Origin of the sequence: Psychrobacillus sp. FJAT-21963, assembly GCF_001420585.1 — a bacterium.
Lineage (GTDB): Bacteria > Bacillota > Bacilli > Bacillales_A > Planococcaceae > Psychrobacillus.
This window is the reverse complement of record NZ_LJIY01000004.1, coordinates 153,105-165,989: the sequence shown is the minus strand read 5'-3', so window position 1 is coordinate 165,989 and position 12,885 is coordinate 153,105. Positions and strand designations below refer to the sequence as shown.

Genomic DNA, 12,885 nt, shown 5'->3' with positions numbered 1-12,885 from the left:
GTTTTCATATTTCTAGCGTTTTGAAAGAAACAAAAAAAGCTATCCTAGTTTTTTAGGATAGCTTAAGATGTATATAGATTATTGAGCTGGGTTTAACTCTAGTTCCACAGTGATTTTGATGTCTTCACCAACAAGAACGCCACCAGTTTCAAGTGCTTGGTTCCATACTAGGTCAAAATCTTTACGGTTAATTTTTGTATCCGCAGAAAATGCTACTACTTCTTGGCCCCATGGGTTAGTTCCTTTACCGCCGTATTCTACTTCGAAAGTCACTGGTTTTGTTACACCTTTAATTGTCATATCACCAGTTACGTCATATTCACCATCATCCGTTTTTTTAATGTCTGTAGCAACGAATTTAATACTTTGGTATTTTTCTGTATCAAAGAAGTCACCTGAACGTAAGTGGTTATCACGATCTTCGTTATTTGTGTTAATTGATTTTACATCGATATCGAAGCTGATAGTTGCACCAGTTAAATCTTCAGCAGTACCTTCTAGGTCAGCTGTGAAATTTGTGAAAGAACCTTTTACTTTGGAAACCATCATGTGTTTCACAGAAAAGTCGATACTAGAGTGTGCAGCGTCAAGATTAAATTTTGTCATTATAAATTTCCTCCTTGGAATGTTTTTTGATAAACTTATTATAAAACAAACTTATTTTGAAATCAAGATGTTTTATTTCAAGATAAATAAAAAATTCAACATTATTCTGTTCCCATTAAAAAGTTTATTAAACTATAAGTTACTTTATGTAACTAACTTTAAAATAATACTATGGTTACGTCAAGTAATTAAATTACTTTGTTTTACAAATTACTTAGAGGAGAATATAATAGAAAATGATAGAGGTGAAACAGATGAAAGAATCATTATTATGCCCGCGATTATCGAAGGCAATGGAATTGATAGGGAAAAGATGGACAGCTTTGATTGTTTACCAACTAATAGATGGAGCGAAACGATTTAATGAAATTGAATCTTCTCTTCCTATAAGTGGGCGGTTACTTTCTGAGCGTTTAAAAGAACTTGAAAAAGAAGGTATAGTAGAAAGAACTGTCTTTTCAGAAGTCCCAGTGCGGGTCGAATATAACTTAACAGACAAAGGTCTTGCCCTAAAAGATGTAGTTGGCGGAATAGAAACCTGGTCTAAAGAATGGTTATAACAATTTTGCTTGATATATTAGTTGCTAAAACGCATACTATGTAAAGGTGAATTGTATATGAAGAAAGGATTGTCTTTTTTGAGTAAACAAAAATGGTTTCAAGATTTAACTACACAACTAGATGCAAGAAATGTAAAAATAGATGAAGCACTAAATTTGCATACAATGACACGGATGGGTGGGGTTGCGGACGTATTCGTCACTCCCGAAACGGAAGACCAAGCAGCATTTGTTGTTCAATATGCGTTCAAAAATGATATCCCTTTATTACTTCTTGGAAACGGATCAAACATGGTCGTCCGGGATGGTGGAGTTAGAGGGATTGTTCTTCGCTTAGAAAAACTAAATAAGATTACGATAAATGGAAATAGAGTAATTGCAGAAAGTGGAGCGGACATTATTGACGTTTCAAGAGCTGTGGCCAAAGAATCACTAACAGGATTAGAGTTTGCCTGTGGAATTCCTGGATCGATTGGCGGTGCAATGGCAATGAATGCTGGTGCTTACGGTGGAGAAGTTCAGGATGTAATTGTTCAATCTACAGTCCTCACACCTACCGGAGAAAAACTTGTTCTTTCTAAAGAAGCATTAGAGCTTGGCTACCGTAAAAGTATCATCACAAAAAAAGGATACTATGTTTTATCGGCTGAATTTGAATTAAAACCCGGTAATCAAGAAGAAATTGATGCTAAAATAGCTGACCTAACATATCAAAGGGAATCCAAACAACCGCTTGAGTATCCTTCTGCAGGAAGTGTATTCAAACGTCCTCCTGGTTATTTCGCAGGAAAGCTTATCCAAGATAGCGGATTACAAGGAAAAGGCTTCGGCGGGGCAGAAGTTTCAACAAAGCATGCTGGTTTTATAGTCAATAAGAACAATGCAACCGCTACTGACTATATAAGCACAATTGAAATGGTTAAGAAAGCGGTAAAAGAGAACTTTGGAGTCGAGTTAGAATTAGAAGTAAAAATTGTTGGTGAAAACAAACAAGAATAATATAAATATTGACCTATGAATATATTTATTCATAGGTCTTTTTTTATGTTATAAAGGTAATTTAATACGGATGTCGATGAATGTAATGTAATAAAAGGGGGTACGAATGTGAAGAAAAGGTGGAAAATAATTGCTTGGTTATTGGGGAGTATCCTTGCGATAATTGCAATTGCGGTAATTGGAGTGAATATGTATATATCCAATTCCAAGCCTATAATTAAGGGAGATCTTTCCGTAGATATATTAGAGGCAGATGTCAAAGTTGTGCGAGATGCTGACGGTGTACCTCATATTCTAGCAAAATCGGATGCAGATTTATATCGCGCTCAAGGATTCGTACAAGCACAAGATCGACTGTTCCAAATGGATTTAGCGAGAAGGCAAGCAAGTGGGCAATTATCAGAAGTTGTAGGTGAAACAGCTTTAGATACAGATAAGTTTTTCTTAACATTTAGCTTGCGAGATGCTGCAGAAAAATCATATGAAGGTTATAGCCTAGAAGCAAAAGATGTGTTGAAATGTTATACGGAAGGGGTTAATGAGTTTATCGCCTTCGCGAAAGAAGAAAAGAAATTGAGTTATGAGTTTAAGCTCCTTGGATATGAACCAGAAGAGTGGACGCCTATTGATTCTTTGGCAATAGGAAAATTTATGGCATATGATCTAGGAGGGAATTGGTCAACCTTGGCAATTAGGCATTGGGCTCTCAATGAATATGAGGAAGAAAAGGCGAAAGAATTATTTATTACTTATCCAGAGGATGCACAATCAATCATAGAGGCAAACAAAAATAAACCAGTAAATGTAAGCGGTTACTTTAATGCTTCTTTACTACCGAATGAATTTAACGGGAGCAACAATTGGGTCGTTAGTGGGAATAAAACGGAAAGTGGCATGCCACTACTTGCGGATGATCCACATTTAGGATTAAGTACGCCTTCTATTTGGTATCAAATGCATTTAGAGTCTCCAGAACAAAACGTAAGCGGGGTTATATTTGCTGGAATCCCTGGAATTATTCTAGGGCACAATGAAGACGTTGCATGGGGTGTCACGAATGTGGGACCTGATGTCCAGGATTTATATATTGAAACACCGAACCCGGATGACCGAACACAGTTTTTTTATGAAGGTAAGTGGGAGCAGGCAGAGGTACGTAAAAATGAAATTAAAGTAAAGGGACAAGAAGCCATTCCTTTCGAGGTTGTGGTAACTCGTTATGGGCCAATTATTTCAGATGTTTTATTCAAAGAAGAGAAAGCATCCGCTTTGTTTTCCATGCAATGGACTGCGCTAGAGCCAACGCTTGAATTACAAGCAATTCTTAAAATGAATAAATCGACTAATTGGGATGAGTTTGAGACTGCTCTAGAGGATTTCCATGCACCTGCACAAAACTTTGTGTTTGCTGCTAAAGATGGAACAATTGCATATAAAGCAAATGGTAGGCTACCAATACGTAAATCGGGAGACGGACAATTACCTGTGCCGGGAGACTCTGCTGACTATGGGTGGGAAGGGTATGTGCCATACAATGAACTACCTAATATTGTGAATCCTTTAGAAGGGTTTATTGCGACAGCGAACAATCAAGTGGTAGATGATTCTTATAAATATCATATTACAGACTTTTGGGCACAATCCTACCGATTTGATCGTATTGCAGAAGTGTTGAAAAGTAATTCCGATTTAACAAAGGAAGATATGATGAATTTACAAATGGATCAAACGAATTTATATGCCCGGGAATTTTTATCTTCTATGATTAATTCAGTGGAAAAGCTAGACAATGGTGGGGAATATAAAGAGATTATTAGTTTACTAACTGAGTGGAACCAGGTGGATGACAAGGAGTTAGCGGCTCCTCTTGTTTTTCATAAATGGATGAAGCAGCTTCCAAAGACTTTGCTGGAAGATGAAATGCCAGAGGATGTATACAATATGTTATCTGGAAAAGGAAATATCTCGGATCAGTTTTTAAGGAAAGGATATCGTAATGAATCTAGTGCATGGTTAGATGAGTATGGTGGAGTGGACAAATGGGTTTATGATTCTTTTGTAGATGCGATTGCGGATGTTAAAGAGGAGTTTGGTTCAAATGAAGAAAAGTGGAAGTGGGGGGATTATCATCAGTTAACATTTGACCATCCCTTGGCAGGTGCCTCGCCGATTTTAGAGTATTTATTAAATCCAAAATCTGTGCCAATTGGCGGCTCAAATATTACAGTGCAGGCAGCTGGTTTCGGTGATGATGGAAGAGTCGACCACGGAGCATCCTGGCGATTTGTTGCGGATTTGGCAGATTTAAGTGAGTCATATCATATCGTTGGACCTGGTCAAAGTGGGCATATGAAATCAGATTGGTACCATGATCAGGTGATGGATTGGGCAGAAGGAAAATATCATACAACAGTTATTGATGGGGACATAGAGAAAGGCTATGAATTGAATTTGAAATCTAAATAAGTTTGGATAGAGAGACCACTCAGTATCTGAGTGGTTTTTTTGGGTTGAAACTGCTATGCGGTCAGAAAAATACCTATCCGGACAGAAACTACAACTATCCGGTCAGATATAATTTTATACGGACAGAAACCACACTTATCCAGTCGGAAATAATTTTATACGGACAGAAAATCGATTATCTGGTCACATCGGATGGTTTGCTCCAATAATCGGATGGCTCACTCATAGAATGAAAAACATTCAAATAAATGTTTGAATGAAGTTGCATATTAAACAGTGTGAACATATAATGAAAGTAACAATCAAATGAACATTTGAATGAGGTGAGGAAATGCAGACCAAAGATATGTGTGAAGTGACAATTGTACATGAAGAAGTAGTGCAGGCTGTCAAAAAGAAGCTGCCAGAAGTTACAAAGGTTGCTCAAATTTTTAAAGCGTTGGCAGATGAAACAAGACTTAAAATTGCATATGCACTAACAATAGAAGAAGAATTATGTGTTTGCGATGTGAGTGAGATTATTGGATCATCTACAGCAACTGCATCACATCATTTACGATTTTTAAGAGATTTATCCCTTGCAAAATCACGTCGTAAAGGTAAATTAGTTTATTATTCATTAGCAGACCATCATGTGAACGAGCTAGTTAAAATCGCGTATGAACACGCGGTAGAAGAGGGTGAGAAAGATGGAGAAAACAGCTAAAAAAGAATATCGCTTAGAAAATCTTTCATGTGCCAGCTGTGCCATGAAATTCGAAAATAATATAAAAAGTCTTCCTAATGTCGATGACGCTCTTGTTAATTTCGGAGCATCTAAAGTTTCTGTAATAGGAGATGTGACGATAGAAGATATTGAGAAAGCAGGGGCATTTGACGGCATTAAAGTAGCACAACAAAAGCAACGTAAAGTAGAAGGAAAGGTACCGTTTTTTAAACGAAAGGAAAATATCGTGACAGTCATTTCCTTTGTATTTTTAGTCATCGGGATTGTTGCGTCCATTGTCAATGGTGAGTCCCATCCATCTGCAGTCGGCTTATTTGTTGTTTCCATTGCTGTTGGTGGATACGAAATGTTCAAACATGGGTTTAAGAATTTATCAAAATTTTATTTTGATATGAATACGCTAATGACTATCGCCATTATAGGGGCAGCGATTATCGGTGAATGGAGAGAGGGTGCAGTTGTCGTCTTTTTATTCGCAGTGAGTGAAGCATTAGAAGCTTACTCGATGAATAAAGCACGACAATCAATTAGCCAGCTAATGGATATTGCTCCTCCAACTGCAACGATTCGCCGTGATAATCAGCTTGTAGAAGTCGATACAGAATTTATTCAAATTAATGACATTCTCATTGTGAAACCAGGACAAAAAATTGCAATGGATGGAATTGTTTTAAAAGGTACATCAGCTGTCAATCAAGCGTCTATTACAGGTGAGTCAGTACCTGCAGTAAAAACTATAGGGGACGAAGTGTTTGCTGGTACATTAAATGAAGAGGGCTCTTTGGAAGTTCAAGTAACTAAGAGAGTAGAAGATACTACGATTGCTAAGATTATTCATTTAGTAGAAGAAGCACAGGCTGAAAAGGCTCCTTCACAAAAGTTTGTCGATAAATTTGCGAAGTATTATACACCTGCTATTATTGTGATCGCCTTTTTAGTAGCAATCGTTCCTCCATTATTCGGAGCAGATTGGCAGACATGGATTTACCAGGGACTTGCAGTTCTAGTAGTAGGATGTCCATGTGCATTAGTCGTATCTACACCTGTTGCAATCGTAACAGCAATAGGAAATGCCGCAAAACAGGGTGTACTTATTAAAGGTGGAATACATTTAGAAGAAATAGGCCGTTTGAAAGCAATTGCGTTTGATAAAACAGGAACATTAACAAAAGGTTATCCTGAAGTGACTTATGTGGAAGCAGAATCCGATAATGACTTCATTCAAAAAGTAATGTCGATTGAAACGTATTCACAACACCCACTTGCACAAGCAATTGTAAAGTATGCTTCTAAGGAACATATACAAGCGGTAGAGGTCGAGGAATTCCAATCTGTTACTGGAAAAGGTGCAGAAGGAGTAATAGAAGGAAAGAAATGGGCGGTAGGAAGCGTTGCTTGGATAGGTGCGATTAACACTGTTCCAACGGAAGTTATAGCTCGTGTGGAAAAGTTACAAACAGAAGGAAACACAGTGATGCTGGCTTCAGAGGATGGAATATACAAAGGATTTATTGCTGTAGCAGATCCAATTCGTTCAACTAGCATGACAGTATTAGCCGATTTAAAATCTGCAGGTATCAAACATACTGTAATGCTTACCGGAGATGATGAGCGAACAGCTCAAGCTATTGCTGTTAAACTTGGACTAACTGATGTAGAAGCCGGGCTTATGCCTGAACAAAAACTATTAGCTATAAAATCACTGAAAGAAAAGTATGGGTCAGTAGCAATGGTTGGAGATGGTGTAAACGATGCTCCAGCACTTGCAGCATCAACGGTTGGAATTGCCATGGGTGGAGCCGGAACAGATGCGGCTCTTGAAACAGCGGATGTTGCTTTGATGGCCGATGATTTAGAAAAACTCCCATATACGATTCGATTAAGTCGAAAAGCATTGCATATTATTAAAGAAAATATTATGTTTGCATTAGGATTAAAAATCATTGCACTTTTACTCATTATTCCAGGATGGTTAACGTTATGGATTGCCATCTTTGCTGATATGGGTGCGACATTACTGGTGGTACTAAATTCTTTACGACTACTAAAAGTGCATAAGTAGCACGGGAGGGGTAGCATGAAGCTTACAGAATGGACAATGGAAGAACAAGAAGAGCTAATACATTTTATGACGACTAACACTTGGCCATATCATGGTAACTCTCATCCGGCGAGAGAATTAATAGAAAAGACGATTGAAGAAGGTGGATATCAATCGGATCAAGTGAAGACATTTTGGGTTGAAAATGAAAAAAAAGAACAAGTAGGAATTGTTAAAATCTATGACTTACAAGATGAGATTCCTTTATTTGATTTACGAATTGCAGATGAAGCACGTGGAAGAGGATATGGTCCTCTTGCGTTGAAAATGGTTACTGAGTATGTTTTCCAACTGCCTGAAGTGAAAATACGATTGGAGGGTCATACTCGACAGGATAATTTTGCTATGCGTAAAACGTTTGAAAGAGCTGGCTTTGTGAAAGAAGCTCAGCTCAGACAGGCTTGGTTTTCTCCCAAGGAAAACTCTTACTATGATGCAGTGACATATGGAATGACGAGAGATGACTTTTTAAAGGGAACCGCAACTCCGGTTAACTGGGACGATGATTTCAATAAAAAAGCAAAGAATGAAGAGCGACACTCTATTTCAGAGGAGTTTTACACAGAACGACTTATAATTAGAGCACCTCGTTTGGAGGATGCAGAAGTTGTGTGGAGGTCAGTAATTAACTCTCATGATGCATTAAAAGAGTGGATGCCCTGGGCACAAAATAAACAAACATTGGAACAGATGACGACTAATTTACGCCAAGCGGTTGCTGATTTTATAACACGAAAAGACTTACGACTTCATTTGTTCTTGAAAGATACTGGTGAATTTGTAGGTGCATCCGGATTACATCGAATAGATTGGAATGTACGAAAGTTTGAAATTGGCTATTGGATTGATTGTAAGTTTGAAGGAAAAGGTTTAATGACGGAAGCTTGTGAACGAATAACACAGTTTGCTTTTGAGGATTTACAGGCAAACCGAGTAGAGATTCGTTGTGATAGTGAAAATGTTCGAAGTCGCTCCGTTGCAGAAAGAGTCGGATATACATTAGAAGGATTACTTCACAATGACTCCTTATCAGCAGATGGGAAAAGACTTAGAAACACATGTATTTATGGGAAAACAATCCAATAAAAAAGGATGCTCATAGAGCATCCTTTTTCTATACGGACCGTCTTCCTGTTACAAGTTGAATAACAAAAATAATACCTGCTATAATTAGTAGTGTGTGGATTAGCCCTCCACCAATTTTTAATACTAAACCGAGTAACCAAAGTACGATTAAAATAACGATAATAGACCATAAAATTTTACCCATATATATATTCTCCTTTCCGCTTTAGCATTTGGTTATTAAAGTTTTACCCTTTCGTATATAGTGTTAAACATCATGATAATTTTTAAGGAGAAGAGATAAATTTGCTCACAAACGTAACGGAAGAAATTGTGAAGAGCCTGGTGACGATGCTTATGAGAGGTCCGGAATACCAAACCTTTTGTAAATGTGAACAATGTGAATTGGATATTATAGCTTTAAGCTTAAATACTTTACCCGCACATTATGTCACAACTGACAAAGGAAGAACGGCTGTATTTGAACGTTTAAATTCAAAAGAGAACTTAGAATGGATTAATAAGAGAATTATCCAATCAATACATGTTATTGGAAAGTATCCTCATCGTAGTTAAACCTTAAACTTTTCTCTCAGAACCTTATCAAACGATAAGGTTCTTTCACTTAGAAAAGCTCTACTTGGATAAAATAGCTATATTTGTGAAGAAGAGAGCGTTGTAGTAAAATAAACGGAGTAGTTATGAAAGGAAGATACGTATGCCAACACCAAGCATGGAAGACCATATCGAACAAATATATTTGTTAATCGAGCAGAAAGGATATGCTCGTGTGTCTGACATTGCAGAAGCCTTATCTGTCTTGCCTTCGTCTGTAACGAAAATGGTACAGAAGTTGGATAAAGACGGTTTTTTAATTTATGAGAAATACCGTGGTCTTACACTTACTCCTAAAGGATTAAAACTTGGGAAAAAATTAGTGAAAAGACATGATTTATTAGAAGACTTCCTAAGACTAATTGGAGTAAAAGAAGAGAATATATACAATGATGTAGAAGGAATTGAACACCATTTAAGCTGGAATTCCATTGATCGTATAGCAGATTTAGTTTTGTTTCTAGAAGAGAATCCAGATCTTCAATCAAAACTCCTTGAATTACAAGAAGAAGAGAGCGATTAGTTTATATACATAGTCTTTGTTACGGATTAGTTGGAGAGTTTATAATGCAAACGAAAAGGTAATAAGTAAAGTAAGGGTTTCTGAATATATAAGTGGATAATGTAAGATACAAATTAGAAGTAAGGTCAAGACCATTATCATAATTGGTCAGAAGGAGAGCGGTGAATTTGGCAGAGCTAGAATCAGGAGAAATTGTAAAATTAAAAGTTGAAGAAAAAGAAGGATCAAAATGGATTCTCACACATAAAGGAGAAGAAATCTCTTTAAATGCTTCTGAAGCACCAGAAGATTTACAAGTGGATGACAAGATTGAAGTATTTTTATTTGTAGATCGTAGAGGGAATTTATCAGCTACCACACAACTTCCACATATTACAAAGGGGACGTATGGATGGGCAAGGGTGATAAAAGTTACGGATAAAGAAGGGGCATTTGTCGATATTGGCACTTCTAAGGAAGTACAAGTAAAGGCAGAGGACTTACCGAAAGTGAAAGAACTGTGGCCAGTTATTGGCGATCACTTATATATGACACTTCGCACAGACAAAGAAGGAGAATTGTTTGGTCGTCTTGCAACAGAAGATCGCGTGGAGGAACTATATATAGATGCTCCAACTACTTTACTAAACAAAAATGTACAAGCTAGAGCGTATAGACTTCTTCCGATTGGATCTTTCTTACTTAGTGTTCCAGAAAATTACCGTATTTTCGTGCACCAATCAGAACGTGTGGAAGAACCTAGATTAGGCCAGGATTTAACGGTTCGTATCATAGATACAAAGGAAGATGGATCATTGAACGGTTCCTTATTACCTCGTAAACATGAACGTTTGGGAGACGATGCGGAATCTATTTTTAGATATTTAAATGACGTAGGTGGTAGAATGCCATTTACTGATAAGTCAACGCCTGAGGAGATCCAAGAAATGTTTACGATGAGTAAAGCGGCTTTTAAACGAGCACTTGGTAAACTCATGAAAGAGGGTAAAATTGTTCAAAATGATGGCTGGACAGAAGTAAAAATGTAAAAGAAAGTTTCCAATAGTTAAACTTGGAAAGGTCTAAATAGTTAGAAATAATTGGAGAAGGAGTAAAAAGAATCGATCAGTCGGAACTTTTTGCTCCTTTTTTCGTACTAATGGAAGAATGGATTGGAAGAAAGGGGATATTTGAGTGAAGAAATTATTACAACCATTTATCGCTGTCATTTTATTGTTTGGAGTTTTAGTTACTCCTTCTATCACGTTTGCAGACTCTACGGGTACTACGGAACCAGTTAACGAAAAATTCGGTGCACCAATAGTCGTTTATGGTGGGAACCTGACAGATGAACAAAAAAATAGTGTGAAAAATAGTTTAAAAATAACCGAGAATTCAGATGTTCAAGAAATAATCGTAACAGGGAAAGATTTAGCGACGTATTTAAAAGATGGTGATGCATCTGCACGAATGTTCTCTTCAGCCAAAATCACTAGAAAAGATGCTGGTAAAGGTTTAGTAATCAATATTGTCACACCAGATAATATTACTGAGGTAACTTCAGAAATGTATGCAAATGCAATGCTTACAGCTGGAATTCAGGACGCAGTTGTAGAAATCGCTGCTCCAAAACCAGTTACTGGTCATTCGGCGCTCGTAGGAATATATAAAGCGTACGAAGTGACAGGCGGAGAGTTAGACCCAGAACGTACAGATGTAGCAAACGATGAACTATCGGTAGCGACAAATCTTGCAAAAGAAGCAGGTATTGATGAAGCGAAAGTAAGTGAATTGTTAACAGAAATTAAAAAACAAATTGCTGAGCAAAATCCTGTTTCACGTGAAGAAGTTGAAAAGATAGTTACGGAGCAGTTAGCTAAGTTACAGATTGAACTATCTGAAAAAGATCGCCAATTACTAATAGATTTGATGGATCGAATTCGTCAACTAGACATCGATTTTAGCCAGTGGTCTGATCAATTGAATGATTTAAGTAAAACGATAGAAGATAAGATTGGTAAGATTGTAGATGATGAAGGATTTTGGCAAAGTGTCAAAGACTTCTTTAATAATTTAATTGATTCCATTCGTTCTTTATTTAATTAAACGATACACCCTAATTGTCATCGCAGGCATTTAGGGTGTTTTTATATGGGCTAGCGTTTAGCATTTCCTATTTGCACATACTATATTTATTTGATATTATAAAACTAATGAAATTATCTTGAATTCGAGATAAATTGGAGGAGAAAGTAATGAAATTAGCAGGAATACACCATGTTTCAGCAATCACAGCAGATGCTGATAAAAATCACGACTTTTTTACAAGAATACTGGGCATGAGATTAGTGAAAAAAACAGTCAATCAAGATAGTACATCTTCCTATCATTTGTTTTATGCAGATGCTGTAGGAACCCCGGGAACAGATATGACTTACTTTGACATTCCGATGGCAGGAAGAACATATCCTGGAGTATCAAGTATTAGCAATACGGGATTCCGTGTAAAAAGCGAAGATGCTCTGAAATTTTGGAAAGAACGATTTACGAAATTGGAAGTACCCCATGACGAAATAAAAGAAAAATTCGGGCGGAAAACACTTTATTTTGAAGACTTTGAGGGCTCTCGTTTAATGCTAGTAGTCGATGATGGTAAAGGAATTCCATATGGAGAGGCTTGGGTGAAAGAAGAGATCTCTGCTGAAAATGCGATTGTAGGATTAGGTCCAGTGAAGCTAACTGTACGAAAAGCAGATCCAACAGAAAAAGTGCTTACAGAAATTCTAGGATTCACGTTAGCTGGATCTTATCCATCAGAAATAGCTAATATGCCTGAAGTGTTAGTATATACCACAGGTGCAGGGGGGCCGGCAGGCGAAGTGCATATTGAAACAAGAAATGATTTACCACAAGAGAGACCAGGTAGAGGAAGTGTGCACCATGTTGCATTCCGTGTGCCGACAATGGAGGACTATCCAAAATGGGAAGAATTATTGCGTGCAAAAGGATTTGTCACATCAGGTTTAGTAGATCGTTATTATTTCAAATCCATTTATTTCAGAGAACCGAACGGTATTCTATATGAATTGGCTACAGATGAGCCAGGCTTTAATTCAGATGAACCATTAGAATCCTTAGGTGAGTCTCTCGCGCTACCTCCTTTTTTAGAACCAAAAAGAGAGCAAATAGAAGCTAAGTTGCGTCCGTTGTCAATTAACAAATAACTATGTTAAAATTCAAAAAA

13 protein-coding genes are annotated in these 12,885 nt (G+C 37.2%); 11 read left to right on the top strand and 2 right to left on the bottom strand.

The genetic code is table 11. The annotated features are described in order from the left end of the window. Window positions 1–78: 78 nt before the first annotated feature. Window positions 79–606 (bottom strand): YceI family protein, encoded by a 528-nt coding sequence (locus AN959_RS11580; protein ID WP_056830922.1) that lies wholly within the window; start codon window positions 604–606, stop codon window positions 79–81. A gap of 254 nt (window positions 607–860) precedes the next feature. Between AN959_RS11580 and AN959_RS11575 the strand changes: the two genes are divergently transcribed. The 6 genes from AN959_RS11575 to AN959_RS11550 all read left to right on the top strand — a co-directional run bounded on the left by AN959_RS11575 (window position 861) and on the right by AN959_RS11550 (window position 8,545). Further along, on the top strand, window positions 861–1,166 hold the full coding sequence (locus tag AN959_RS11575) for a helix-turn-helix domain-containing protein (RefSeq protein WP_053592289.1): 306 nt from the start codon (window positions 861–863) through the stop codon (window positions 1,164–1,166). A 78-nt stretch (window positions 1,167–1,244) separates the two neighbouring features. Continuing rightward, on the top strand, window positions 1,245–2,165 hold the full coding sequence (murB, locus tag AN959_RS11570) for a UDP-N-acetylmuramate dehydrogenase (protein ID WP_056831145.1): 921 nt from the start codon (window positions 1,245–1,247) through the stop codon (window positions 2,163–2,165). 108 nt (window positions 2,166–2,273) lie between these two features. After that, entirely contained in the window at window positions 2,274–4,631 is a 2,358-nt protein-coding gene (locus AN959_RS11565; protein WP_253278912.1) for a penicillin acylase family protein, read from the top strand. A 331-nt stretch (window positions 4,632–4,962) separates the two neighbouring features. Continuing rightward, entirely contained in the window at window positions 4,963–5,337 is a 375-nt protein-coding gene (locus tag AN959_RS11560) for a metalloregulator ArsR/SmtB family transcription factor (protein ID WP_053591634.1), read from the top strand. After that, on the top strand, window positions 5,321–7,420 hold the full coding sequence (locus AN959_RS11555) for a heavy metal translocating P-type ATPase (protein WP_056830917.1): 2,100 nt from the start codon (window positions 5,321–5,323) through the stop codon (window positions 7,418–7,420). Before AN959_RS11560 ends, AN959_RS11555 begins: the two co-directional genes overlap by 17 nt. A 15-nt stretch (window positions 7,421–7,435) precedes the next feature. Further along, on the top strand, window positions 7,436–8,545 hold the full coding sequence (locus AN959_RS11550; RefSeq protein ID WP_056830916.1) for a GNAT family N-acetyltransferase: 1,110 nt from the start codon (window positions 7,436–7,438) through the stop codon (window positions 8,543–8,545). Between the two features lie 28 nt (window positions 8,546–8,573). On the opposite strand, the gene AN959_RS21050 is transcribed toward AN959_RS11550, so the two are convergent. Next, a complete protein-coding gene (locus AN959_RS21050) occupies window positions 8,574–8,729 on the bottom strand; it encodes a lmo0937 family membrane protein (protein ID WP_156350779.1) in 156 nt (51 codons plus the stop codon). 101 nt (window positions 8,730–8,830) lie between these two features. Between AN959_RS21050 and AN959_RS11545 the strand changes: the two genes are divergently transcribed. The 5 genes from AN959_RS11545 to AN959_RS11525 all read left to right on the top strand — a co-directional run bounded on the left by AN959_RS11545 (window position 8,831) and on the right by AN959_RS11525 (window position 12,865). Further along, complete coding sequence (locus tag AN959_RS11545) at window positions 8,831–9,100, top strand: late competence development ComFB family protein (RefSeq protein ID WP_253278911.1); 270 nt, start codon at window positions 8,831–8,833, stop codon at window positions 9,098–9,100. A 142-nt stretch (window positions 9,101–9,242) separates the two neighbouring features. Continuing rightward, a complete protein-coding gene (gene mntR, locus AN959_RS11540) occupies window positions 9,243–9,662 on the top strand; it encodes a transcriptional regulator MntR (RefSeq protein ID WP_053591638.1) in 420 nt (139 codons plus the stop codon). A 167-nt stretch (window positions 9,663–9,829) separates the two neighbouring features. After that, window positions 9,830–10,690, top strand: a complete 861-nt coding sequence (locus tag AN959_RS11535) for a S1 RNA-binding domain-containing protein (protein ID WP_156316833.1) — start codon at window positions 9,830–9,832, stop codon at window positions 10,688–10,690. 145 nt (window positions 10,691–10,835) lie between these two features. Beyond that, a complete protein-coding gene (locus AN959_RS11530) occupies window positions 10,836–11,747 on the top strand; it encodes a DUF1002 domain-containing protein (protein ID WP_053591640.1) in 912 nt (303 codons plus the stop codon). 149 nt (window positions 11,748–11,896) lie between these two features. After that, window positions 11,897–12,865, top strand: a complete 969-nt coding sequence (locus tag AN959_RS11525) for a ring-cleaving dioxygenase (protein ID WP_056830912.1) — start codon at window positions 11,897–11,899, stop codon at window positions 12,863–12,865. Window positions 12,866–12,885: the final 20 nt, after the last annotated feature.

What these genes read in the sequence shown, in the direction of transcription:
- AN959_RS11580 (WP_056830922.1), bottom strand. Translation starts at nt 606, where the DNA reads ATGACAAAATTTAATCTTGACGCTGCACACTCTAGTATCGACTTTTCT.
- AN959_RS11575 (WP_053592289.1), top strand. Translation starts at nt 861, where the DNA reads ATGAAAGAATCATTATTATGCCCGCGATTATCGAAGGCAATGGAATTG.
- AN959_RS11560 (WP_053591634.1), top strand. Translation starts at nt 4,963, where the DNA reads ATGCAGACCAAAGATATGTGTGAAGTGACAATTGTACATGAAGAAGTA.
- AN959_RS11555 (WP_056830917.1), top strand. Translation starts at nt 5,321, where the DNA reads ATGGAGAAAACAGCTAAAAAAGAATATCGCTTAGAAAATCTTTCATGT.
- AN959_RS11550 (WP_056830916.1), top strand. Translation starts at nt 7,436, where the DNA reads ATGAAGCTTACAGAATGGACAATGGAAGAACAAGAAGAGCTAATACAT.
- AN959_RS21050 (WP_156350779.1), bottom strand. Translation starts at nt 8,729, where the DNA reads ATGGGTAAAATTTTATGGTCTATTATCGTTATTTTAATCGTACTTTGG.
- mntR (WP_053591638.1), top strand. Translation starts at nt 9,243, where the DNA reads ATGCCAACACCAAGCATGGAAGACCATATCGAACAAATATATTTGTTA.
- AN959_RS11525 (WP_056830912.1), top strand. Translation starts at nt 11,897, where the DNA reads ATGAAATTAGCAGGAATACACCATGTTTCAGCAATCACAGCAGATGCT.